The sequence below is a fragment of the Sulfurospirillum sp. hDNRA2 genome (genome assembly GCF_024206095.2).
Taxonomy (GTDB): Bacteria; Campylobacterota; Campylobacteria; order Campylobacterales; family Sulfurospirillaceae; genus Sulfurospirillum.
Genome location: NZ_CP159800.1, coordinates 1568508 through 1591482 on the forward strand (window position 1 = coordinate 1568508; position 22975 = coordinate 1591482).

Annotated in this window: 24 protein-coding genes; 6 read left to right on the plus strand and 18 right to left on the minus strand. The window is 44.4% G+C overall.

Features of this window, described 5'->3' with window-relative positions:
• The first annotated feature begins 109 nt into the window (after positions 1-109).
• Positions 110-502, plus strand: a complete 393-nt coding sequence (locus NL930_RS07910) for a thioredoxin fold domain-containing protein (protein ID WP_254376283.1) — start codon at positions 110-112, stop codon at positions 500-502.
• Between the two features lie 7 nt (positions 503-509).
• Here the strand turns inward: NL930_RS07910 and NL930_RS07915 are convergent, their stop codons facing one another.
• The 16 genes from NL930_RS07915 to NL930_RS07990 form a co-directional block, all read right to left on the minus strand.
• On the minus strand, positions 510-1019 hold the full coding sequence (locus tag NL930_RS07915; protein WP_254376285.1) for a hypothetical protein: 510 nt from the start codon (positions 1017-1019) through the stop codon (positions 510-512).
• Positions 1016-1969, minus strand: a complete 954-nt coding sequence (locus NL930_RS07920) for a hypothetical protein (protein WP_039674712.1) — start codon at positions 1967-1969, stop codon at positions 1016-1018. Before NL930_RS07920 ends, NL930_RS07915 begins: the two co-directional genes overlap by 4 nt.
• Positions 1966-2643 carry an ABC transporter ATP-binding protein gene (locus tag NL930_RS07925; RefSeq protein ID WP_039674713.1) on the minus strand — a complete coding sequence of 226 codons (678 nt, stop codon included), beginning with the start codon at positions 2641-2643 and terminating at the stop codon, positions 1966-1968. Before NL930_RS07925 ends, NL930_RS07920 begins: the two co-directional genes overlap by 4 nt.
• Positions 2640-3749 (minus strand): ABC transporter permease, encoded by a 1110-nt coding sequence (locus NL930_RS07930; RefSeq protein WP_254376287.1) that lies wholly within the window; start codon positions 3747-3749, stop codon positions 2640-2642. Before NL930_RS07930 ends, NL930_RS07925 begins: the two co-directional genes overlap by 4 nt.
• Positions 3739-3927: a hypothetical protein gene (locus tag NL930_RS07935; RefSeq protein ID WP_039674717.1), complete on the minus strand. Its 189-nt coding sequence runs from the start codon at positions 3925-3927 to the stop codon at positions 3739-3741. Before NL930_RS07935 ends, NL930_RS07930 begins: the two co-directional genes overlap by 11 nt.
• A complete protein-coding gene (locus NL930_RS07940) occupies positions 3924-4976 on the minus strand; it encodes a nitrous oxide reductase accessory protein NosL (protein ID WP_254376288.1) in 1053 nt (350 codons plus the stop codon). Before NL930_RS07940 ends, NL930_RS07935 begins: the two co-directional genes overlap by 4 nt.
• Before the next feature lie 28 nt (positions 4977-5004).
• Positions 5005-5850: a cysteine-rich Sel1 repeat protein gene (locus NL930_RS07945; RefSeq protein WP_039674722.1), complete on the minus strand. Its 846-nt coding sequence runs from the start codon at positions 5848-5850 to the stop codon at positions 5005-5007.
• A gap of 16 nt (positions 5851-5866) precedes the next feature.
• On the minus strand, positions 5867-7135 hold the full coding sequence (locus NL930_RS07950) for a coproporphyrinogen III oxidase family protein (RefSeq protein ID WP_254376290.1): 1269 nt from the start codon (positions 7133-7135) through the stop codon (positions 5867-5869).
• 1 nt (position 7136) lies between these two features.
• Positions 7137-7637 carry a CopD family protein gene (locus tag NL930_RS07955; protein WP_039674726.1) on the minus strand — a complete coding sequence of 167 codons (501 nt, stop codon included), beginning with the start codon at positions 7635-7637 and terminating at the stop codon, positions 7137-7139.
• 10 nt (positions 7638-7647) lie between these two features.
• On the minus strand, positions 7648-10350 hold the full coding sequence (gene ccsA, locus NL930_RS07960; RefSeq protein WP_254376291.1) for a cytochrome c biogenesis protein CcsA: 2703 nt from the start codon (positions 10348-10350) through the stop codon (positions 7648-7650).
• A 9-nt stretch (positions 10351-10359) separates the two neighbouring features.
• Positions 10360-11316, minus strand: a complete 957-nt coding sequence (gene nrfD / locus NL930_RS07965) for an NrfD/PsrC family molybdoenzyme membrane anchor subunit (protein WP_041962493.1) — start codon at positions 11314-11316, stop codon at positions 10360-10362.
• Between the two features lie 2 nt (positions 11317-11318).
• Positions 11319-12002: a 4Fe-4S dicluster domain-containing protein gene (locus NL930_RS07970; protein WP_254376292.1), complete on the minus strand. Its 684-nt coding sequence runs from the start codon at positions 12000-12002 to the stop codon at positions 11319-11321.
• A 33-nt stretch (positions 12003-12035) separates the two neighbouring features.
• Positions 12036-12827: an FKBP-type peptidyl-prolyl cis-trans isomerase gene (locus NL930_RS07975; RefSeq protein WP_039674732.1), complete on the minus strand. Its 792-nt coding sequence runs from the start codon at positions 12825-12827 to the stop codon at positions 12036-12038.
• 76 nt (positions 12828-12903) lie between these two features.
• Positions 12904-14976, minus strand: coding sequence for a cytochrome C (locus NL930_RS07980; RefSeq protein ID WP_254376293.1), 2073 nt, complete (start codon positions 14974-14976; stop codon positions 12904-12906).
• Between the two features lie 177 nt (positions 14977-15153).
• Complete coding sequence (locus tag NL930_RS07985) at positions 15154-16575, minus strand: DUF3365 domain-containing protein (RefSeq protein ID WP_254376294.1); 1422 nt, start codon at positions 16573-16575, stop codon at positions 15154-15156.
• On the minus strand, positions 16565-17254 hold the full coding sequence (locus NL930_RS07990) for a response regulator transcription factor (protein WP_039674738.1): 690 nt from the start codon (positions 17252-17254) through the stop codon (positions 16565-16567). The genes NL930_RS07985 and NL930_RS07990 overlap by 11 nt, the downstream gene beginning before the upstream one ends.
• Before the next feature lie 413 nt (positions 17255-17667).
• Between NL930_RS07990 and NL930_RS07995 the strand changes: the two genes are divergently transcribed.
• The 5 genes from NL930_RS07995 (at position 17668) to NL930_RS08015 (ending at position 21212) form a co-directional block, all read left to right on the plus strand.
• Positions 17668-18399, plus strand: a complete 732-nt coding sequence (locus NL930_RS07995; RefSeq protein WP_254376295.1) for an HAD family phosphatase — start codon at positions 17668-17670, stop codon at positions 18397-18399.
• A gap of 102 nt (positions 18400-18501) precedes the next feature.
• Positions 18502-19284, plus strand: a complete 783-nt coding sequence (locus NL930_RS08000; RefSeq protein ID WP_254376296.1) for a class I SAM-dependent methyltransferase — start codon at positions 18502-18504, stop codon at positions 19282-19284.
• 98 nt (positions 19285-19382) lie between these two features.
• A complete protein-coding gene (locus NL930_RS08005) occupies positions 19383-19625 on the plus strand; it encodes a helix-turn-helix domain-containing protein (RefSeq protein ID WP_060826133.1) in 243 nt (80 codons plus the stop codon).
• Positions 19615-20775, plus strand: a complete 1161-nt coding sequence (locus tag NL930_RS08010; protein WP_254376297.1) for a type II toxin-antitoxin system HipA family toxin — start codon at positions 19615-19617, stop codon at positions 20773-20775. Before NL930_RS08005 ends, NL930_RS08010 begins: the two co-directional genes overlap by 11 nt.
• Positions 20772-21212 (plus strand): isoprenylcysteine carboxylmethyltransferase family protein, encoded by a 441-nt coding sequence (locus NL930_RS08015; RefSeq protein ID WP_254376298.1) that lies wholly within the window; start codon positions 20772-20774, stop codon positions 21210-21212. Before NL930_RS08010 ends, NL930_RS08015 begins: the two co-directional genes overlap by 4 nt.
• A 70-nt stretch (positions 21213-21282) precedes the next feature.
• Here NL930_RS08015 and NL930_RS08020 read toward each other — a convergent pair whose 3' ends face one another.
• Entirely contained in the window at positions 21283-21969 is a 687-nt protein-coding gene (locus tag NL930_RS08020) for a hypothetical protein (RefSeq protein ID WP_254376299.1), read from the minus strand.
• Between the two features lie 22 nt (positions 21970-21991).
• Complete coding sequence (locus tag NL930_RS08025; RefSeq protein ID WP_254376300.1) at positions 21992-22876, minus strand: 3'-5' exonuclease; 885 nt, start codon at positions 22874-22876, stop codon at positions 21992-21994.
• Positions 22877-22975 lie beyond the last annotated feature (99 nt).

Here is a 22975-nt window from a genome sequence, read left to right on the forward strand (position 1 = left end):
AAGCACCAACACCATCCCCCTCTTTTCCCCTTTTTTCGCGTTATCATTTTAAGGCTTCTTTCATCCCTCCTTGAAAGAAGCCTTGTTCAAAATAAGCGAAGGAACAACCATGAATTTTCTTTTAAAAAGCCTTTTGGCGGCAAGCATCGGTCTTGTCGTGTTACATGCGGATTTTTTGGAAACGCAAAGTGCCCAAGCGCTTAAAGAAAAGAAGTTGATTTTGTTAAACATCGAGAGTGAAAATTGTCCGTATTGCCAAAAAATGAAAAAAGAGATTTTTAACGATGCCCTCTATCGCAAGCAAATCGATCAACGCTTTATTTTTGTCTCCAAAAATCTCAACGATCCAAGCTTGCCTCCCGTTTTTCGCGTACAAAGCGTTCCGGCGAATGCGATTTTAGAACCCGCTTCCAAAGAAATCGTCGATGCATATACCGGCTATATCGAACCTAAAACGTTTATGGGTATTTTAGACGAGGCGTACAAAGCGAAAATGAAATAAAAGCGTTTTAGAGCTTATTTTCGACCAACAGACGACGAACGATAGGATTCCATAACGTCTCTCCGCGAATCGCGCACGTATACATTTCATCAAAATAGTGATCGGCTAAGGCGTAAATTTGAAATTCATACGCTCCAAAACCGTATCCCATCGGCGTCACTTCGATGCGCGAATACCATGCACTGCGTGCGGGCACGTAACGCTCGGTATCTTGGGCATAGACAAAAAGCGTTAGTTCGTCCTTCTCTTCTTGACGTTCCAGCCATAAAAATAAGCTTCCGATGTCGTTAAAAAAGTAGGTGTCGCCGTTAGGTTTGATCGCTTGCGCGGTGTTGAAATATTCCGTAATCGGTACTCTGTCTTGAGAGCAAAAATAGCGATCGAACACGATTTCCAAAGGCTCTTTCGCCTTATTGCCTTTGACCACGTATATTTTTTGCTCACCCATATCGACCGCGCTGATTAAGGTAAAAGCGATGCAGGCAAACACGATCAGGCTTATCAACGATTTCATCATAGGAAAACTCCGGTCATCACGTAGTAACGTACCACGTAAAACGTACACACCGCCGTCATTAGACTCAAATAAAACGTCGAAAACTTCAAGAGTCTCAGGTGAGGTTTTTTTGTCATCAACTCAATCAAAAACGGCATCGTTCCAAAAAAGATTCCCAAAAAAAGTGCACCCCAAATCACGTAACCGATATAGTAATACTCTTTTTGCAACATACAGTACGGGCACTTGTGATTGGGCATCTCGTACACGTAAAGCCCGAAAAAATAAGTAATCGCGTAATAAGCGACGAACAAAAAAAGCACGTTACAGATAAAACTTGCCATCGCGTTTTTCAAAACGTTCAAAACTGCGATCGCAACAAAAAGGCCGTAAAACAAGCTGACCAAAAACTCTTGCGTGTACCCAAAAGGCAGTTTGGGAGCTTGAAAGACGACCGAACAACAAAAAACCGGAACGTTTAAGGGGATGTCTCCAAAATAGGCGATTTCCAAGAAAAACTCCACTGCGACGCCGACAAACAAAAACGTATAGAGCCAATATTTGCGCCTCAAATACGGAAAATCCGCCGCAGCTAAATCCAGTTTGTTGACGATCAACCAAAGCCCGAAACCGAAAATCAGCCATAACTTTACCAACAATAAAAGATTGCCGTATACGTTCGCGCCCACGACGCCCGCCGAGCACATCGCACCTGGGACGACGCCGGAGAGTGAATTTAACGACTGAACGAAAAAGAGAAAAAGAATGATTTTCGTCGCGACCGTAAAATATAAAATCGTATTGATTAGGTAGTTTTTCTTCTCCAAACGATACTGAAGCGCGCTGCTCGCTTCAAAATCCCAGTAGCGCAAAATGACGACGATATTGGCTTGTGCGATGCTCATCAACGCCAACAAAATAACCTCTATCAGTAAAAAAACGACGATTTCATGCGATAAAAAGATACTCATGAAACTATTTCTCCGTCTTTCATACGAATGCATCGATCGATCACGTCCGATTCTTCGAACAAAACGTCGTGCGTTGCGATCAGCACCGTTTTGCCCATTGCTTTAAACGTTTTTAAGATCTCGATGAACATCAAGCTGTTGTGCGTGTCCAAATTGGCGGTCGGTTCGTCCGCTAAAATAATAGGAGGGTCCATCACAAGGGCTCGCGCGATAGCGCAACGCTGCTTTTCGCCGCCGCTCAAATCCGAAACTTTTTGCTTTTTTTTATGCGCAATATTGGCGATTTGAAGGGCTCGGTCTATTTTTTCCTCCCTTTGCGAAGCACTCCATTCGCTTAACATCAAAGGTGCCATCACGTTTTGGTACACGTTTAACCCGTTTAAAAGATTGAACGATTGAAAGATAAAACCGACACGCCCGTGACGGTAAAGCGACGCCAGCCGATCGGGAAGTTTCGCGATGGCTTCGCCCTCGACGATGATGTCGCCGGAACTGGGTTTGCTTAAGCCTCCGATCAACGATAAAAGCGTACTTTTACCGCTTCCGCTGACTCCTTTTAAGATCACGATCTCCCCTGCTTCGATCTCAAAAGAAATCTGCTTCAAAGCATAAAAAGCGTTTTCTTTGGTTGAATTGTAAATTTTATCGACGTTGGATACCCTAATCTGTTTCATCGTACCGCCTCGCTCATATCGGCAATGGCGATTTTCCACGAAGGAATAATCACGAAAGCTAGAAAAGGAATGACGCTGAAGACGAAAAGCAAAAAGAGCAGATTCAAATCCACGATCGGGGTAAACTCAACGCTACGCCCCAATTGCGAGCCTAAAAAAATCGCTCGAAGCAAAGGAGCTTGGAAAATAAAAACGTACATGTAAGCTATCCAGACGCCGAGTAAAAAGGCACTTAAGGCGACGACGGCGTTTTGGATAAACTTCAATGCGATAATATCTTTAATGGCGTATCCGATACTGCGCAAGATAGCGATCTCTTTTTTCTTTTCGCCGTACGCAAGGCTGATCTGGTTTTTGAGCAAAATCAAAAACGCGACCATACAGACCCAATACAAAATCATAAAAATCCCGCCCTTATAGTAAAAAAGATGACGATAGCTAGCTTGAATGTCTTCTTTGGACGTTGCTTTAACGGTGGGAAGAAGCTGAACGATTTTCAGCGTAATGTCCCCCACTTCGTTGGGATTGGGAACCGTGACCAAAAGCTTGGAATATTCGTCGACCTTAAAGCCCAAAATCGCCCTAACGTTTGCCGGATGCATAAAAATCACGTCGTTAGAGAGAACATTTGTCTGCTTCGACTCCGTTTTGAGCATTTTGAGCGTGATTTTTCCTTCCGTCGAAAAGAAATTAAACGCATCGTCGTAGTGCCACGCTTTCATCGCTTCTTTGACGCCCTCTCCGACACTCATTTCGCGTAGCGAAAGGCTCGAATCGGCGATCAAGTGAAACCAAACGCGTTGTTGCGAAAAGTAGTAGTACCCCTCGACGTCTCCCTCAACGGCACTGACTCCCGCAAGATCGGCGATGCTTTCTCTGTCCTCTTCGTTGAGTTTGAACGCACGTCCGGCTAAAGTGTTTTCCACGACGATATCAGGACCAAATTTCGCCGCATCGACCAAATCGGAACGAATCGCGTCGGAGACGAACAGTACCGCACTCAATAACGAAACGATAAACGTAAAAATAATAAAACTAAACAGATGATCGGCACGATCTTTAAAAAGTAAAATCACGGCATATTCGATCAAGTTTTTACGGAACATACGCAAACTCCTTATACCCCGTCTCTTTAAAGCAGAAAGAGGGCTCGACGTATTTCATGCGAAGCGCACTCTCTTCGATCTTCTTTTCTTTTCCCCGATGATCGAAACTGACGTAATGTATCAGTACAACCGCATAGGCAAGCGCGAAAAAAAGTGTCGTCAAGCGCAAAGTTTTCATAGGCTTTTGAGCGTCTTTTCGTCAATGTCGCTAAAGCTTAACACGCGTTTTCCGTTATGATCTTTCATAAAAGCACTCGCTTCGTTTTCGTTCGCAAACGGGATCAACTCCGAACCCATCGGTCCGTAAACGTTCGCTCCGATCACGAAAAAAGCCTTCCGAGCGTCGATTTTTTTCAACTTATAATAATCGCTCACGTAGATTTTCTCGAAATTCTTTTTTTGCGCGAAGAGATACTTCATCATATCTTTGACGCCGTCGAAATAGATGTTTTTCTCCGAAGTTTCGATCATCGCCGCCCATTGAGGGTATTTGGCGACGAACATACCGCATACGGGACATTTGGCGTCTTTGGGAACGACGATTTTCTCTTCGCTTTGTGCGGCGACGACGTTTTTATGATCCCACAAATAAAGCGCGACCGCTTGGTACTGACCTTCGGATTCGAGTCGGCATGATTTGGCAAGCGAAACTTTTAATTCGGCAATCGTTGCGAAGCGATTGGCATCGATCGTTTCGCAAGCGTTTTGGTACAGTTTTTCACCCGTACCGTAAACGTTTTGCTCGCGTTTTGCCTTAATCATCGCCGTATCTTTGGAAAAATCTTCTTGCGCAACGGCATACGCTTCTTCAAATTTCACGATACGACCGCCGTTTTCGCTTTGAAAGGCTTTTGCGTCTTCTTCACTCGCAAAAGCGTATTGGCTGTTCATCGTCATTGTTCCGGGTTTGGAACTGCCCACAATGATAAACGCTTGGAACGCATCGATCAATCCAAGGTTTTTCGTATCGGCGACTTTAACGTCTTTTTGAGGAATCACCCCTTTGGTCGCTTCGACCAAACAGTGAATCGAACAGTATTGATGCTCTTCATAAACGTAACTCGTTTTATAAAATTTCACCAAATCCATACCGCAATTGGGGCAATAACGCTTTGCGTCGTCCTTTTGAACCAAGGTCGCCTTTTCTTCCGGAACGCTTTGGAACATATCCATCGCCCACACAAAGGTCAAACATGTGATAAGAAACACGGCAATACGTTTTAACATTTTTTCTCCTTAACCATTGATAGCTCGTCTATTTCATATGCGGCGAATCGATAATGCGCACGTTATCGCAACCGACTTGTAAACCTTTGTCGCAACTTTGTTGGAACAACGCTTTGGCTTTTTGGTCGTCTTGCGCGACGCCTTTTCCCTCGGCATACAAGATCCCTAAGTTGTTGCACCCTTTGTCATACCCGAGTTGACACGCCTTCTCGTAAAACCCGAACGCTTTTTTATACTCTTGCGTCACGCCGCGACCCGATACGTATAAAAGCCCCAAGTTGTCGCAACCCATACTGACGTTACCGTCGCACGCTTTTTGGTAGTATTCGCTCGCTTTTTTAGCATCTTGCGCTACGCCGCGTCCTTCGGCATACAAAAAGCCCAAATTGTTACAGGCAAAAAGGTTTTCGCTTTGGCAGGCTTTTTTGTAAAGCTCGCTTGCTTTTTGATAGTCTTGCGTCACGCCCGAACCGTTGGCATATAAAAGTCCCAAACTGTTACATGCGCTGTCATCATCGTCCGCACACGCTTTTTCGTACAACGCTTTGGCTTTTTTGAGGTCTTGTTTGAGAGCGGTGCCCTCAACGTACATTAACCCCAAGTTGTAACATGCCGAACTGAAATTTTGATCGCAGGCTTTTTCGTAGAACAACGCCGCTTTTTTGAGGTCTTTGGCGACATTGCCTTCGCCTTGTTCGTAAACGACGCCCAAGTTATAGCATCCCGAAGCCTTGCCCTCTTTGCACGCTTGATCGTACACTTCGACCAATTTTTGATGATCTCCGCCCTCTTTTGCTTCGATACCCTCTTTGATAAATCCGGCATGCGCGCAAAGTGCCGCCGCTAAAAATAATAGTGCTACACGGTATTTCATGGTTTCTCCTTTGGTTTTATGAAGCATTTTGATAAAACGTTTTACTCAAATACGTACGAACGAGGTCCATACCGCTGTAAAACGTTTTCATCATCGTCGCACACAAGTAATCGCCGAAAAGCGTCGTGTAAATGACGCCCCCTTCTTTGCGAATCGCATGGTTGGACTCCAACCACCACAACTCGATGCTAAACATTTTTTCGACGCAAATGCCAAAGCGCGCGTTAAAACGCTCCATATCGAGGCTTCGCGAAAAAAGTTCCAGCAAAAAGGCATATTGCACCTGCTGTTTGGGCGAGAAAACGGGTGTTTGCGCAATAATCGCATGGCGTCGGTCTTTGATACACTGAAGGTACTCGCTCAAAGAGTAGGCGTTCACGTAAAGTCGGCCGTTAAACGCGCTAAACGCACCGCTTCCGACTCCGATGTATTCGGGATAATGAACGACGTATTCGTCGCTTAACGCACTTTTTTCTTTGGCAAACGCCCATGCGTTATTAAGGTTATACTCGCTCATTTCGTCGCGAATCGCTTGGTAAAGCGTCCACTCTTTGATGCCCTCTTCTTCTCCGAAAGCATTTTTGATGCTCTCCTTCATTAACGAAGAGCGCATCAGCGGATACGTGGTGATTTGTTCACTGCCTAATGCTTTGGCGATGCGTAAATCTTCGCGTAACATCGCTTCGCTTTGGGCGGGAAAATTAAAGATCAAGTCCAAACTGATCGTGGGCAAAATGCCTTGAAGCGATTCGATTTTGCGTTGAAGCTCTTTGGAAGAGCCGTAACGCTCATACCTCCCCATGCGTTTTAAAAGCGTATCGTCAAAGGTTTGTACGCCGATGGAAAGCCGATCGATCAGCCCTTTAGCTTCGTACACTCTTTCACGATCGATCGAAGCGGGCGAACTTTCGCAGGAGACTTCTTTGATATCAAAAAGCTCTTTTGCCACACGAATCGTCTGAAAAAGCTCTTTGGGATCAACGAAGGGCGTACCGCCGCCGATGTAAAGGCGATCGAAGGAAAACCCTAAGCGTTTTAAAATGAACAACTCTTCGCGCAACGAACGAAAATAGCTTTTGGCGTTTAGGGCGTCGTATTTAAATTTATGGAACGAACAAAAGGGGCAAAAATCGTGACAAAAAGGAACGTGCATGTACAGAAGATAGGGTTTCGACGCGTCTACGCCGTAGGTGACGGGCGCGTCGAGCCTTTGGATTTTGAGGGCTTCTTTGAGCTTGGATTGCATCATAGATTGCGCGAAATAAGACGAAAACCGTTTTAACATGTCAAGCCTTTAAGGTCGCGATTTTATAAATGACGAAGCCGAAAAACACGATCACGCCGAGGGAAAAAAGCGGCATCGTCTCTTTGGTAATCACGTAGGTAACGATCAGGATCGACAAGAGCGTCGGCACTTCGTTGTAGGCTCTAAAAAACTGTCCGCTTCGCGTCGTCGGTTGTGCTTGAAGCTTGAGCCTGTAATGCTCCATGCTAAACGAAAAAAGCGTTAAAAGTACCAGCACGAGCAGTTTTAGATGCATCCACGACTGCTCTAAAAGCACATTGTTGAGCGCGATCATCCATACGCCGCTGACGATGCTTGCCCAAAATGCGGGTAAGCCGATGTATTTATAGAGCTTGTATTCTTGAATTTGCACGACCGAGACAAAGCCTGCATTGTCGTTATGCTCTCGATGGTAAACGTAAAGCCTCGGCTGGTAAAACATCACCGCCATCCACGACATGACCGCCATAATATGAAACACCAAAAGGTACATGTAAAGCATTTTTCACTCCTTAAACTAAACGTACTTTGCGACCGCGATACGCCGCAAACGCTAAGCACACGATGATCGCCAAAACGTAATAAACGCCTGAGGGAATCGCAGGACTCTCTCCGGAGGCGGCATACGAATGCATGCCAGTCAAATAGAAATTGACGCCGAAATACGTCATCAAAATCGAGCCGAAACCGACGATCGAAGCAATCGAAAAAACGTAAAGCGAAGAGAATTTGGGCACAAAACGTAAATGCAAAATCAACGCATAGACGATAATCGAAACGTACGACCACGTCTCTTTTGGGTCCCAACCCCAATAGCGTCCCCATGATTCGTTCGCCCAAATACCGCCGAAAAAGTTACCGACGCTCAACATCGAAAGTCCGATAATCAAGCTGATTTCATTGATCGCGCCGATCATACGAATTTGCTCGTTGATGCGTTCTTCGTTGGAAGTGCGTTTGAGTGCCATCAAGACCAAACTAACCGCGCCCAAAAGCGTACCCAAACCCAAAAAGCCGTAACTCGCCGTAATAACCGACACGTGAATGCTCAACCAATAAGATTTTAAGACGGGAACCAAGTTGGTGATTTGCGGATTGACGAAACTCATATGCGCTACCAACATGACGATTGCGGCTAAAATCGCGGCGGACGAAAGCGATAACATAGAGCGTCGAAACACGACCAAACCCGCCAGTGCCGCCGACCAGCCGATGTATATCATCGACTCGTACGAATCGCTCCAAGGTGCATGTGCGGAGACGTACCAGCGAAGCGCAAGCGCAAAGGTATGCACGCCAAAACCGAGGGCAAAAAGCACGATCGTCGCTTTTTCCAAGACGACCAAACGTCGCCCTCGAAACAAGTAGACCAACGCTAACGCAAATGCCCACAATCCGACGATAAAGTAAAAGCCGACGAGCTTTTGAAAAAGCCCCAAGCGGTTGTACGTCACTTCGGCTTTCACGCGCGTTGTGCTTGGCAAAATCTCCGAAGCTTCCGCGCTTTGATACGCTTTTAGTCCGTAAAGTGCTTGCGTCGCCTTCTCCCAACGGTTGGTTTCGATGCCCTCTTGCAATCCCGCAAAATAGTTGCTAATCAACGTTTTGACTTCCGAAGAGACGCTCGGATTGTTTAATGCACCGCTAGGATCGACCCATGTGTGCGCCGGATCGTTCGGCAGGGGGATAAATTTGAACAAAACGCCCTTAAACGTCAAATAGGCGATATTGAGTTTCTCGTCGAATTTAATCAAGTCGTTTTCGAACGTACCGCGTTTGGATTGCGCTTTTTGGTTGGCATCGTTCATCGCTTGCGCTAGTTTATAACGTCCGCTTTCGTCGAACACCTGCGAAAACGAGGCATACTCTTGATCCTCTTTCATACCGATCAGTGTTTTGATTTGTCGGTTGGAAAGCTTGACGATCGCAATGTCTTGCCAGATGTCCGGTCGCGTGCTCATGGCTAAAACCATCTGTTCCGCACTTAAACCGTAAAGAGAACGTTGTGTCGTCAATTTCGTGACGATTTCGGTCGCTTCGGTGCTAAAAGGCTTCATTCTTCCTTGCATATCCTGCACCAAAAGCTCGCTGAGATCCTTATCGGCATGCACCGCGCTGTTCACGCGGACTTGCTCCAAATAAGCACTATAATCTGCCGTATTTGCCCTCACGTCCACGCCTAAAAAGCTTACAAAAAGGGCTATCCATACCAATTGCGCGTTTTTAAGATAAGCTCTTAATTTGAAAAAACGGCTACCGCGCGTAAAAAAGTTCATTAAAAATCCCGCCGTTAAAAGAAAATATCCCGCATACGTCGGCCACTTTCCGGGATCTTTATTGATCTCCAAAACCGTTCCTTTTTCATCCGTATCGTATGACGATTGAAAAAAGGTATACCCTTCGTAATGCAAGGGGTGATTCATAAAAATGCGATACGCCATCACAGGCTTTTTGTAGGTGTCTAAAACATCGATTTCACTCGCATACGAAGAAGCACTCATCGAACCGGGATAGCGTTCCAACTGAAAGTCGCGCAAGGCTATGGAAAAAGGTAGTACCAGCACTTTTGATCCCCACGATAGATGAACATCAAGCCCCTGAAACGAAACGGTGACCGGCTCTTCGATCCAACCGGCACCGCCTTCGATTTTTACCGAGCGCATTTCACTTCCGTAACGAACGTCGACCCAAAGCGTCGCCAATTCGCCTTTGGCTTTATAGCGGTAATTTTTATAGGTTACGACCAAAGGCTTTCCTTCGATCGTCTCTTTAAAGGTAAAATCGTTCGATCCGAGTTGCGTTAACGCGAGCGGATATTCAAACGAAGCTTTAGGCGTTTCGACGTGAAGGTACGACGTCACCGTGAGCATTTCGTTTTCGCTCTTTCCCTCACGAACGTGCATGACTCCTTCGTATCCGAAATAACGCGTCAAGCCCGCACCGATTAAGATCACGACAAAAGCGGCGTGTATTAAAAAAGCACCTTTTCGTCTCCACATACGGGTTTGATACATCAAGCCGATCATGCAAAGGCATGAAAGCACCATGACCGTTTCGTACCATGCCGCGTCGTACACGGCGATTTTCGCACTTTGCGTATCGTACGCGCTTTCGATAAACGTTGCAACGCCTGCGCCGATGCCTAAAAGCGCCAATAACAGTAGCACGACCCCGTAGGAGAAAAAATAACGCATCCCTTTTTCAATCCACACCATAAAAACCCCTTATGCGCTAAACGTTTGTCCGGCATATAAAATAAAAAGACGTAACGATAAAACTCCCAGCACGCTTGCCGCGCCGCTGAGATAAAACGCGAATGCGCTATGGGCGACTTTTTTTCCTAAGAGAAAATTCAATACCAAAGGTACGCCAAAGCCGATTCCGACGACGCCGAACCAGAAAAGCGCACTGTAGCCTCCTTGAAAAAAAGCACCCGCCGTTTGCTTATCGAAGCTCGTTCCAACGATTAAAGAGACGAAAAGCATAAACAAAAGCAGCATCTCCAACGCCATAACGGGCCACTCGATCGTATGCAAGGTTTTCATATCACCCGCGTGAGCGTCGGCTTGAAAGAAAAACGAAGCGATCAGGCTTGAAAACGCCGTTCCGGCAGAAAGACCCGATACAACAAACAAGGCGGGTAAAATCGCGGTATTTAAAAGCGGAAAACGAACCAATACCGAGATCAAAAATCCCGTATACGCACACACGACGATCGCGAACACAAACGCCAACACTTCGACCGCTGGACGCAAAGCTTTCAAAAGAGGAAAGAGAAAAAAGAGTTTTGCCAAAGGCGTTGTCGCCAAATGCTCTTTAATCCACCCCTCAAACACGATCGCTACCAACACAAACGTTAACGGTATGTACAGACATAACGCCAAAACGCCGATCGACATAACCGACTTAAAGTTGTAATTGATCAAGATTTTCCAAAAATAAAGCGGTTTTTCCAAATCGCCCACTAAGAAAACCATTCCAAAAACGATGGTGACAAACGAAACAAGCGAAGCGGCTTTGAGTAAGGGCGTCTCCACGCTTTGGCGTTGATAGTAGCGAAGCGCCAACGAGACGATGAGCGCGCCTCCGGAGATTCCCGCCAACAACAAATAGACGCCAATCGGCCAGCCCCATTCCACACCGTGGGAAAATCCGACGGTAAATTCTATGGCTTCGTTCATGATTAAACTCCTACTTTCACAACGGGAATATAACGCAAGCTCGGTTTGGTTCCAAACGTCGGTTTCATACGTACCGCATCTTTAACATGTAAGATTTGGTTGATGTACGAATCCGGATCGTTCAGATTGCCGAACACCAATGCTTTATACTTGCACGATTGCACGCATGCGGGGTCTTGTTTTTTCGCAAAATTCGTATTGAAACAAAAATTGCAGTTCTCCGCCGCTTTGGTTTCGTGATTGATAAAACGAACGTCGTACGGGCACGCCACGATACAATACTTACATGCGATACAATCGTCGGCGTTCATCGTCACGATGCCCGTTTTCTCGTCTCGATGACAGGCTTTCGTGGGACATACGTTCACGCACGGCGCATCTTCGCATTGTTGGCACGAAACGCGCACATAACGTTTTTCCATCGGCGTCGCAGGATCGGTTTTATTTTGCACGTAAAGCCTTGCTTGACCTTGGGGCACGGCGTTTATTTTGTGACATGCGACTTCACACTCGGTACAACCGACGCATTTGTTTTGATCGAAAATCATCCCGTAATGGGGTTTCTTACCTTCGTTTGACGTTTGCGCTTGTTCTTCCGCTAAGACACCTTGCCCGATGGTGCCTACTACGACGGAACTCGCACCTAAATACTTTAGAAAATTTCTTCTTTTCTCATCTTGTTCCATTCTCGTCTCCCCTTTTTGTGTGACTACGAACCTCTACTGTTTCTTGAGTGTTTTGTCCGTCGTCGTCAACTCTTTCTTCGTCTCTTCGCTGAGCGGTTTTGCGCTATTGTTCAATTCGCCCGGTTTAAGCACTTTGACGAGTTCGACTTCAAAAACGACCGTCGATCCGGCAGGAATGGCTTGAACGTCCGCATTACCGTACGCAAGCTCACTTGGAATAACCAATTTGGCTTTTTCACCCTCGCGCATCAACATCAAACCCTCTTGTAAACCGTCGATGACGTTGACCATCGAAAGGTGAGCCGGCGTTTTGCGCGCATAGGTGTCGTCGAACACCGTACCGTTGAGCAACGTTCCTTTATAATTGATCATCACAATGCTTTCAGGTTTAGGCTTCTCGCCTTTACCTTCCGCTAACATTTCGTACTGAAGGCCTGATTTCGTGGTAACGACTTTCTTGTTCTTGGCATTGTTTGCAAGGTATTTTTTACCCTCTTCTAAATTTTTATTGAGCTCTTGGTTAAATCTCTCTTGGCTGATTTTATTTAAACCCTCTGCTCGATTGTTTAGATACGTAATAATCTCTTCGTCTGAAAGTTTTTGCTTTTTCTTTAAAGCATCGACGAAACCGTCGATCAATGCTTCAACATCTGCCTTAACGCCGAGCTCGGATTGTTCAAAGAGTTGATTCGAAATATAAGAACCCGTCGAAACGCCGATACTGTACGACTCTTTTTGAACATCCGTTTTGAGCTCAACCGCAAAACCCCTTGATACCAAACAAATAAATACAAACAACCCAATAGAGATTTTTTTACTACTCATCATCATGCCTTTTACCGTAAAAATTCATGAGCCAAGCGAGCTTGGCCCATGATAAAGTCGCTAACGCGACACCTGCTTAGAGATTCTTTTTCATGACGCGTTGCGCTTCATTAATATACTCAACCGCTGCATCGAGTCTTTGTTTCGTATATTTAAATCCGTGTACGCCCCATGAACCGTCTTTTTCCACTAAATCAACGGTTTCTTGCGCTTTTTCGATCAACTCGTAAACGCGAGCTTTATCGGACGGTGCCAATTTTTTGACTTCAAGCATTGCATAAAGCCCTTGGATACCGACTTTGACTTGCGTAAACTGGTCTTTGACCGGTGTTTGCCAGCCCATAACTTCATCGTAGACTTGTTTTTGGTCTTTGAAGTGTAAGGTCTCTTTTAATTCAGAGTTAATCGGACTATGACATCCTTTTGCCTCGACTTGCTCTTTATCCGCCCATGTCGTTCGAGCGCACGCCCACATCAAGTCGACAAAGTTACGTCCGTCTTTATTTCTATCGAAATGCCAATCTTTCGTATCACGAGGTCCTGTTGCGGCAGAGCTTGCAACCATCGTTTTCATTTTCGGATCGACTTCGATTTTCCAGATATGTGAACGACGTTGCGTATCAAAGCCCGCTTGGTCTTGGAATTGGATCGCATAGAAGTTTTCACAACTCATCAAGAACGGCATATGGCACGTTGCACAACTGTTTTTACTGTGCGTATCGGATTTGGCGTGAATATACGCTTGCTCTTTATGGCAATCCGCACACTCTTTTTTGAGTTTCGGTTTCGTATAGAACGAACTCAAGTAACCTTGGTTGGCGTTATAGTTCGTACCTTTAACGTTTTTCTCACCCGAAACGTCACCCGTAACGTCGTGAGGATCATGACATGTAGAACAACGCATTCCTTTTAAGTAGTGCGCCGTAAAGTACGATTGAGCACCTTCGGTTCCGCATCCAGGTCCCATGGATTTGAATTTTGAACTCAATGCTAGGTCGGGTTTACCGACGTTAAGCGGATTGCTTTTCATCAAATCGGGGTTGTAGCTAAAGCGTTGGTGACAGCGTTCGCAGTTAGAGATCAATAAGCCCGAACCGCCTTCCAAGTGACCGCCCGCTCCGTGGCACTCTTCACATGAAACGCCTTTGGAGATCGTATGTTTTTGAAGCTCTTTGGCATTACCTAAAGCCGCAAAAAATTCGCCTTGGTTTTTAAAATCGAATTTCCAAGGGTGGCATACTTCACAATACGAAGTCGATGCTTGGAACGACATCTCTTTTTTATACTTCGCCGCATAAGAAGCAAGTCCTCTGACGTATCCGCCGTTATCGCCGTATTCTTGAAGCGTTACGGGGAACTCGGGAACCCATTTTTTAATCTTTTTCGCGACTTCAGGCGTTAGGTTGTACGCCCACGTACGTTGCCATTGGTTTGCTCCGGCCGTGATTTGACCCGTACCGTTTTTGAGTAAACCACCTTCGACATGGTATGTTCCACGTAATAACCATGCATCAAAGAAGCCCATTTTTGTTCTAAGGTGTCCTACGGTACAATAAATAACGTCGGGTGTGATACCTTGCGGTAAAATCGATGCCGTGTCGCTGTCAAAAACGGGATCGTTCAATTTATTATTGACCTCAGGGTGTTCGCCCGGGAAACGTATTGTGGACGAGTGTCGTGATCTGCTCCAAGCTTCATATTGCGCAGTATGGCACTCGCCGCATTTTTCAGGTCCGATGAATTTGTTAGGATACGCAAGCGTTGAATTACGCGCTACCCGATACATCATCGAACTCAAACCCTCACCGCCGCTGCGTTTAGAGTTTTTGGAAAAATCGACGCCGTGTCCCTCTTCGATCCACTCGTGACCGCGATCGCCTACGACCATCTTACCGACCGTTTTTCCGCCGTATTTGGTAAAAATGGGGTGATTTTTAAAGAGCCAGTCGTACATCGCTTGCTCTTCGACAATATAATCTTGCAACGAAATGACGCCTCGGCTCTCTTTCGTTCCCTTCGCGTGAGCAATAATCTCGCGCGCTTCCTTAGTCATCTGCATGCCTTCCATGGCGGCGGCACTGGTTGCACCGACGGCAAAGATACTCGTGCACATGAATAAACCCAGTAACACTTTGTCCCAATTTCTCATGTTTCCTCCTTTGAAACAGACCAACCTAAACCGCTCTTTTTCGCGTATGAATCGTGGAAATTTCACATGCGCTTTCGAGCAATTAAAGCATTAACCAGCACAAATGCTTCAAGGGAATGGTAACACTAAAAAAGGGGGGAAAAGGGGGAAGTATTAAATGTATGTTAAATAGAAGAATTAAAAGATAATTGTAAAGATAACGCCATCATCCGTATTGTCCACGCGTAAGGATGCGCCGTTTTTTTCGGCAATCATACGGCTCATGTAAAGTCCGAGTCCGCTACCGGATTCTTTCGTCGTCACGTAAGGATCGAAAATCGTCCCGATCAAACTTGCATCGATATTTCCGGCATTGTTTTCAATCGTAAGAATCGGTATAGTATCGGCAAGAAAAGCGCGAATACGAATAATGCGCTCTTGTCGTTCGGGCACGTTCGCCAAAAAAGCCTCTTTAGCGTTGTTCATAATATTAATCAAAACTTGAACGATCTCGTTTCGATACCCCAAACGTATAAAATTGTCTTGAATCTCGACTTGAACGTCGATCGCGTATTTTTCCAGCGAGGCACTTAGTAGTCTTTTGGCTTGCGAGACGACCTCTTGCGCGCTAAATTCGTGTTTGGTCGTACTCGGTGTAAAAAAGTTTTTAAAATCGTCGATCGTATGCGACATAAACGAGAGCTGTTCGCTGGCTTCTTTGATTTTTTGCGTGAGTTTTTCTTTGGTTAACTTGTCTTTTTCACTGTGCAATTCGAGGTTGATTAAGATCGAGCTGACTTGTGCCAAAGGCTGACGCCATTGATGGGAAATATTGCCGATCATCTCTCCCATCGACGCAAGACGGTTTTGACTCATCATCAGCATCTTATTTTTTTCCTGTAAGCGAAGTTCGCTACGGTAGATTTTATACAAAAACAAAATAAACACGACAAAGACGATAAACATGACCGCTCCGCCCACCATAAACTCTTTAACGTGGTACGTTAAAATACTAAAAACGGGGATTTTAAACGTAATCATCGCAATGACGTCGCCGACTTTGCTATCAAACGAGGGAATGACGTGGTACTGCTCAATCATACGCTTGGGCGCGCTATTGGACGTATGGCATTGCATACACGAAGTGTCCGAATTGCGAATCGGCAATCCGACGAAAAAATACGGTGCATTGTTTTCGTGAATAATCCGTGAATACTCCTGATACTTGCCCTCTTTAAAGTCGTCTAGGATTTCATTTTCAAACTCGTTTCCCTCGTGTGCGGGATTGAGCGGATTGTATGCGACCAATTTATAATCGTAGTTGATGTTCTTTTTTAAACGCTGTATATCGTAAATCGAACGCGTAATGTAGGTTGACGAGAGGAGTCTCGGGTCAAAAAAATCGCGCGCAAGCATCTTTTTTTCTTTGAGTTCTTCGATAAGCGGACGTTGTACCACGGAAACGTAGTCGCGAATCGCATTCATCGTATCCAAAACGAAAAACGCCTCTTGTCTGGCGTCTTTCATCGCAAGTTCGCGGTAAAAGTTGAAAAACAAAAGTGTAATAATCGCATAGAGCACGACAAAAAGCGCGATGATGATTTTAAAATTATACCTCACACACGTACCCGACACCGTACAAATTTTTGATAAATCCGTTATCGATCTTTTTGCGCAACTCTTTCACGATCGACTTGAGGGCTTCTTTGCTCGGCTGTTCAAATTCCCACATGTACTCAAAAAGCTGTTCATACGTAATCGTTTGATTAGGTCGTTTTAAAAAGTATTCGAGCAGGCGGCTTTCACTTTTGGAAAGGTGGATCGTCTCGTTGCGACAGGATAAAGTTTTACGGCAATAATCATACGTGTATTCCGCGCTGATTTGAAAACTCGGACGATGATCCACCAGCTCCAACGCCACTTCTTCCAATGCTTTGATAAGACTGTTTTTGTCGTACGGCTTGGTTAAATAACGCGTAATTTTGAGTTCCACCGCACGCCAAAGGTACTCTTGTTCGGTGTGCGCCGAAAGAATAATAATCGGAATTTTTTTATTCACTTGACGAATTTTTTTGACGACTTCAAGCCCGTCGATATGCGGAATCGAGATGTCGAGCATTAAGACGTCGTAGATGTTTCCCAAAGCCTCGTCCAAGGCTTCAAGCCCGTCTTTCACGCCGACGACTTTACCGAAAAAAAGCTCCAAAGATTCGACGATATTGTTTAAAATAATCTCTTCGTCTTCAACGCACAGAACCTTTTTATCCGATAAAATTTCTAAAGGGTTATACTCGTTCATAGCTATTATCTTTTATATCACAAGTTTCGTTTGCATCAAGCGTTGATCACAAAAGGCGAAAAAATAGTATCTGATTTTATCTTATAATAAAATTTTTTAAGATAAATTTTACACTGACATGTTAAAGAATCGTCACACGCGTCAAAACGGTTCTTGTTTACTTATAGTTTAAAAAAGGTTAGCAAAACGTTTAATCTTTTTTTCTATACTTTCGATACCAAGACAATACCTCCTTTTTAGAAAACCTAACCACTTGAAATACCAAACGCTCGAATTGCCCGATTCGAGCGTTTTTCTCTTTTCCAAACTACGCTATACTTCGGTTACATTAAAATTCCTAATAACGCGAAACGCGCTTTACAAGGCTTTGCTAAAAGTGACGCTCCTGCTTTGTTTTTTTGAAAGAGTTACTCATGTTTGACGGTAAAAAAGTCGTTATTTTCGATATGGACGGTACGCTTATCGATTCGGTCGGTATTTGGAATGCCGTCGACGCCGAACTTATCAATGCTTTGGGCGCACAAGCACCGAACGAGTGTGCGATTCAACACCGACGCGATGCGCTTTTACACGCTCTCAGTCATACGCAAGACGCTTATTTGGAGTATTGCGATGCGCTGCGAAAAGCCTATAACGCGCGCTATTCGAAAGAAGAGATTCGCGCGATGCGGTATCGCATTGCCAAGCATTACCTTCAAAACGTTATCGATTTTAAGCCCGACGCTCCTGCGCTGTTGCATTTTCTTCGCGAAAAAGGCTTAACGCTTACCATCGCTAGTACGACCTCACAGAGCAATCTTCATACATACATGTACGAAAATTCTCAGATGATGCAAAAGGTCGATTTTGCCGAAACCTTTGCGATGATTCTCGGGCGTGAAAGCGTTAGTCGCATCAAACCGCACCCGCACGTCCATCATCACGTCATGCAGACGCTCAATGTCACGCCGGAGGAGTGTTTAATTATCGAAGATTCCCTCGTCGGACTCGAAGCCGCACGCCATGCGGGCATCGACGCGATCATTGTGTACGACCGTTACGCACGCGACGATCAAGAAACGTTAAAACAAGGCGCATACGCTTACTTCGACGACTTTCAAACACTGCTTTACGCCGCGCAAAAAGAACTGACGTTAAAGGCGTAACGAAGTCGTGCATTGTTGCGTAAAGCGTAGCGTCGCGGCTCAGAAGTTTTTTTAAAGGAAATTTCGTTATATTTTTAAATATATAAATAAAAAGGATGCTCGATGAGTTCACATGTAGCGCTTTGGAGTCGTGCGTCCAAGCATGCTTTGCAACCAAACGATTTTTCCGAAGACACCAACTATATTCTCAACTGGATCGAAAATCAAGGCATCGGCTTTGAGGGCTATTCACTTTTAGATATAGGATGCGGAACGGGGACGTTTGCGCTTCCTCTTGCGCTCAAAAAAGCCCATGTCACGGCACTTGATCTTTCGTGCGATATGCTCAAAATCATCAATGAAAAAAGCGAAGCACTCGATACCGACGTCTCCGTGAGGCTTCAACACGCCGATTGGAGTGCATTTACGTCCGAAGAAGTCTACGACATCGTCCTTGCTTCTATGACGCCCGCCCTCAGCACGCAACGCGACATTGAAGCGATGCTAAACGTAACCCGCTCGCTTGGAATTTTCGTCGGCTGGAAGAGATACCGTCACAATTCTTTGCTCGACCTTTTGCTCATCGCCCACAACGCCCCCGAATACCACGCCAATCCCAGCGTTGAAGTCAAAGCCTTTTTACACGCCTTGGAAAAAGCCTCCATCGCCTACAACGTCCACTACTTCCCGAGCACCTACAAACGCGCCTACACGTTCGAACAAGCCAAAGAATACGCTTACAAACAACTCATCGGCTACAACATCTTCCCAAGCGAAGCCAAAATCAATGCTGTCTTAAACGACCTCATCGAAGATAACCTTATCGTCTCCGAAAACAAGTCCGAAAAAGGCGTCGTCCTCTTTTCCAAATGCCCGCTGTTGCACCATTTTAGTTTGGTGTGTTAGAGGGTTTTTGGGTTTACATGTAAAACTTATTTGACTAATATATTTGACATTTATACTTTAAAGTTATAAAATGTCTAAAATATTAGTCAAGGAAAAACATGGACTTAAAAGAGTTTGGAGCCTACGTTGCACAGCTTCGTAAAGAGAAAAAAGTCTCACAAGAACAACTCTCTCGTGATCTTTCTATTTCTCGCGCGACCATCAGTTCCCTTGAAAACGGCACAAGTTCCGATGTTGGCATAAAGAAGATACTTCACATCCTTGACTACTTAGGGTACGAGCTTACATGTAAAGAAAAATCTCCCTTCCCAACTTTTGAGGAGCTAAGAGATGAAAGATAGTTTACATGTAAAAGTTTCTAGCGAAAAAGCAGGCACTATCCTTCTTGAAAATAACGAATACATCTTTGACTACACAACCGATAATCAAGATGCTTTTGTGTCACTCAGTATGCCTGTACGAACGAAGAGTTATGTAAACCCAAAACTCCACCCCATTTTTGAGATGCACTTGCCCGAGGGGTATCTGCTTTCCATCATTAAAAAACATTTCTCAAAAATCACCAAAACCGATGACTTCGGACTCCTTCATCTTATGGCACACAGCATCAAAGGCAGGCTCACATACGAAGCAGATGACACACAAGAAGAAACAACCCTCAGCTTAGACGCACTCCTACACCCAAAAAGTGAAACACTCTTTGATGAACTCGTAGCCCGTTTTGCTCTTAATTCACCGCTGAGTGGCGTACAACCCAAAGTCTTAGCCAAAGTGCGCGACAAAATCACCTTGCCACTGCAAGAGTACATCGTCAAGTCATGGGGAGATGAGTACCCACACTTAGCGCTCAACGAATTTTATTGCATGAAAGTTGTAAAACTTTCTGGCATAGAAGTGCCTGAGTTTTACCTCTCCGATGACAACAAGCTCTTCATCATGAAACGCTTTGACATCAAAGACGATGGCAGCTACTTAGGTTTTGAAGATATGTGTGTCCTTCAAGCACGTCAAGCCGATGAAAAATATGAAGGCTCCTACGAGCACATCGCCAAAAGCATCAAAACCTTTGTCTCATCCAAACACAAAAAAAAGGCTTTACGAGACTTTTTCAAAATGATGGTCATCAACACACTCGTGCAAAATGGTGATGCGCACCTCAAAAACTTTGGTGTACTTTATGAAAACATACACGACATTTGGCTTGCACCTGCGTATGATGTCGTCTGTACGACACTCTACATTCAAAAAGACATCCCTGCTTTGCATCTTTTGGGAAGTAAAAAATGGTGGAGCAAAGCGTTTTTATTGCGTTTTGGCAAAGAAAGTTGTGAGCTAAATACCAATGAGGCGCTAGCGCTTTATGATGAATGTGTCGAAGCTATGCGCATCATTGTTCTTGAAGTAAAAGAGCGCATTGAAATAGAAAATGATTTACATGTAAAAGTATTTTTGAGCAGTTTGGTGGAAATTTTTGAAAGGGAAAATCAATGAGTTCAAAAAGTTACTATTACCTTCTCGTATCGTTGCAATTCATCTTCATCACAATCCTCGCCATAAACCACGGCTTGTACACACCCAGCACCTTAGCCTTACTCACCTTCTTGATAGGCAGTGCCTTCGGGATCTATGCACTCAAACACAACACCCTTAACAACTTCAACATCACCCCCGAAATCAAACAAAATGCCGCACTTATCACTACAGGAGCCTACCGCTACATCAGGCATCCTATGTATTTTTCCGTGCTTGTGATGATGCTTGGGGTTGTGGTTTCTAAGCCTACGTTGCTGAGTCTTTTTATCTATGTGCTTTTAGTGGTAACGCTGTTTTTGAAAGCTCAAAAAGAGGAGGCGTTGTGGGTGGAGCAGTCGAGTGAGTACCAAAACTATAGGCTCAAAACGAAAAGAATTATTCCGTTTGTTTTGTGAAGTGGACTGTCCTCTTATTTTGTTATTCTCTTAGCTTTGATTGTTCACTAGAATTATCTTTCTTAATTTATCAATCAAAAATTTTGTCAATTTTTGCAATAAATGAAATAAATGGGAAAACTTGTTTACCCCTAGCATACTCATGGGTATAATTATTATATTCATCAATTTTCCATGTTGAAACATAATTTGCACGATATTTTTCACTTCGATATTCTTGGTATTTCATAAAAATATTCTGAGCATATTGTTGTGCAGATTGTTCTAAAATACTATGCTGTAAGTTATTAGTAAGATATGTTGGCATTACCATTAATGCTATTTTATATATATTAAAATCTTTATGATTTACAAATTGTTTTACACTACTTCGTCTAAGAGTAGCAATTTGATCAATAGCAGTTTCCCATTCTTTATCCGTTCTCTTAGCAATACTATCATTTTTACTATTCCATGAATGTTTAAGCTCAATTAAATAGATATCACTATTATAAACCGTAGCTATATCTAAAAATCTTTGCTCAGTTCCTATCTTAAACGGCTGTTCAAGCCACACATTCCTTGTTATTTTGTGAATTGATGGAACAATTATAGAATTTACTTGTTTTTCACTGTAAGTAAAAGGAAGTAAGCCCCAGCACTCATAAAAATTTAATGCTTCTTCGGCAAAAGCATTAAGAAAACTTTCAAAGAACTCCTGAGTATTATTAACATTTTTATCATTTTTATCAAAATGACTACTAATATGAAATCCCATTTTTATCCTTTCCATGTAAAACCTACGGATACGAAACCAAAACCTTCTCTATCGCCTCTTTCAGTTCGACACTCAGATTATCCATCTTAGTCACCATCCACACAAGATAGTTTCGGTCACACTCTAAAACTTCCAGAGGCGTTTTGCCTGCGTATTTGCCAAAGCCGATGGTGAGGGTGATGTCATCTTTGGTGGATTCGAGGGCGTGGAGTATGGAGGCTTTCATGTCTTCGTCGAGTCCGTTGGAATTTAGCATATAGTGGAGGTCTTGGCGATCGGTTTTGGCGACGTCGATGAACTTTCTGCCTCTGTTTTTGCCGTAAGGAATGTGGCTGAGGATGATGGGTTCAGAACAGAGCAGGATCATTTTGGGCATGGAGTGTTCTTCGCACAGTCGTTCAAAGAGGTGTTTGAGTACGATGACATCGCCGAGTGCGTCGTGTGCTTTGATGGTGATGTTAAGCTTTTTGGCGATTCCCTCTTCTTCTTTGTAGAGTCCCCATTGGTAACGTTTAAATTGCAAGCTAAACGAGCCATCGTTGGGGTAAAGCGCACGCAAAATACGAAAAGTGTCGATGAGATTCATCTGCGAAGCAAAACCCTCTTTGGCAAGCATATTAAGGTCAAACGCAGCATTTTGAATGACGAGGATGTTCGCAGGCGAATTGAGTTCTAGAAGCCTTTTGTATGCTTTGGTTTGAACACATGCAGGCTCGCCTTCAACCATTTCATGGGTAATGTGGTGAATCGCCATCGCTTCGTAGGAGATGGGCAAAGGCGGCTTGCACAGCGCGTCATGCACCTCTTCGATCTCAAACTCTTCATTCAGCACCAAAAAACTGAGCTGACAGATGCGATCTTTTTCAAACATTCCCGTGGTTTCGGTATCTAACACAATGATTTTCATGGCGTGCCCTCATCTTCATAATTGCCTCATTGTACGTCAAACTAGCTTTTAACTCTTTTACATGTAAAGGTAATTCATACTCAATTCATCTTATTTATC

Bases quoted from the DNA above. Each gene is read 5' to 3' on its own strand.
- NL930_RS07930 (WP_254376287.1), bottom strand. From the start codon at position 3,749: ATGTTCCGTAAAAACTTGATCGAATATGCCGTGATTTTACTTTTTAAA.
- NL930_RS07945 (WP_039674722.1), bottom strand. From the start codon at position 5,850: ATGAAATACCGTGTAGCACTATTATTTTTAGCGGCGGCACTTTGCGCG.
- nrfD (WP_041962493.1), bottom strand. From the start codon at position 11,316: ATGAACGAAGCCATAGAATTTACCGTCGGATTTTCCCACGGTGTGGAA.
- NL930_RS07955 (WP_039674726.1), bottom strand. From the start codon at position 7,637: ATGCTTTACATGTACCTTTTGGTGTTTCATATTATGGCGGTCATGTCG.
- NL930_RS07915 (WP_254376285.1), bottom strand. From the start codon at position 1,019: ATGATGAAATCGTTGATAAGCCTGATCGTGTTTGCCTGCATCGCTTTT.
- NL930_RS07980 (WP_254376293.1), bottom strand. From the start codon at position 14,976: ATGAGAAATTGGGACAAAGTGTTACTGGGTTTATTCATGTGCACGAGT.
- NL930_RS08025 (WP_254376300.1), bottom strand. From the start codon at position 22,876: ATGAAAATCATTGTGTTAGATACCGAAACCACGGGAATGTTTGAAAAA.
- NL930_RS07990 (WP_039674738.1), bottom strand. From the start codon at position 17,254: ATGAACGAGTATAACCCTTTAGAAATTTTATCGGATAAAAAGGTTCTG.
- NL930_RS08020 (WP_254376299.1), bottom strand. From the start codon at position 21,969: ATGGGATTTCATATTAGTAGTCATTTTGATAAAAATGATAAAAATGTT.
- NL930_RS07910 (WP_254376283.1), top strand. From the start codon at position 110: ATGAATTTTCTTTTAAAAAGCCTTTTGGCGGCAAGCATCGGTCTTGTC.
- NL930_RS07920 (WP_039674712.1), bottom strand. From the start codon at position 1,969: ATGAGTATCTTTTTATCGCATGAAATCGTCGTTTTTTTACTGATAGAG.
- ccsA (WP_254376291.1), bottom strand. From the start codon at position 10,350: ATGGTGTGGATTGAAAAAGGGATGCGTTATTTTTTCTCCTACGGGGTC.
- NL930_RS07935 (WP_039674717.1), bottom strand. From the start codon at position 3,927: ATGAAAACTTTGCGCTTGACGACACTTTTTTTCGCGCTTGCCTATGCG.
- NL930_RS08010 (WP_254376297.1), top strand. From the start codon at position 19,615: ATGAAAGATAGTTTACATGTAAAAGTTTCTAGCGAAAAAGCAGGCACT.
- NL930_RS07975 (WP_039674732.1), bottom strand. From the start codon at position 12,827: ATGAGTAGTAAAAAAATCTCTATTGGGTTGTTTGTATTTATTTGTTTG.
- NL930_RS08005 (WP_060826133.1), top strand. From the start codon at position 19,383: ATGGACTTAAAAGAGTTTGGAGCCTACGTTGCACAGCTTCGTAAAGAG.
- NL930_RS07970 (WP_254376292.1), bottom strand. From the start codon at position 12,002: ATGGAACAAGATGAGAAAAGAAGAAATTTTCTAAAGTATTTAGGTGCG.
- NL930_RS07950 (WP_254376290.1), bottom strand. From the start codon at position 7,135: ATGTTAAAACGGTTTTCGTCTTATTTCGCGCAATCTATGATGCAATCC.
- NL930_RS07925 (WP_039674713.1), bottom strand. From the start codon at position 2,643: ATGAAACAGATTAGGGTATCCAACGTCGATAAAATTTACAATTCAACC.
- NL930_RS08000 (WP_254376296.1), top strand. From the start codon at position 18,502: ATGAGTTCACATGTAGCGCTTTGGAGTCGTGCGTCCAAGCATGCTTTG.
- NL930_RS07940 (WP_254376288.1), bottom strand. From the start codon at position 4,976: ATGTTAAAACGTATTGCCGTGTTTCTTATCACATGTTTGACCTTTGTG.
- NL930_RS07995 (WP_254376295.1), top strand. From the start codon at position 17,668: ATGTTTGACGGTAAAAAAGTCGTTATTTTCGATATGGACGGTACGCTT.
- NL930_RS08015 (WP_254376298.1), top strand. From the start codon at position 20,772: ATGAGTTCAAAAAGTTACTATTACCTTCTCGTATCGTTGCAATTCATC.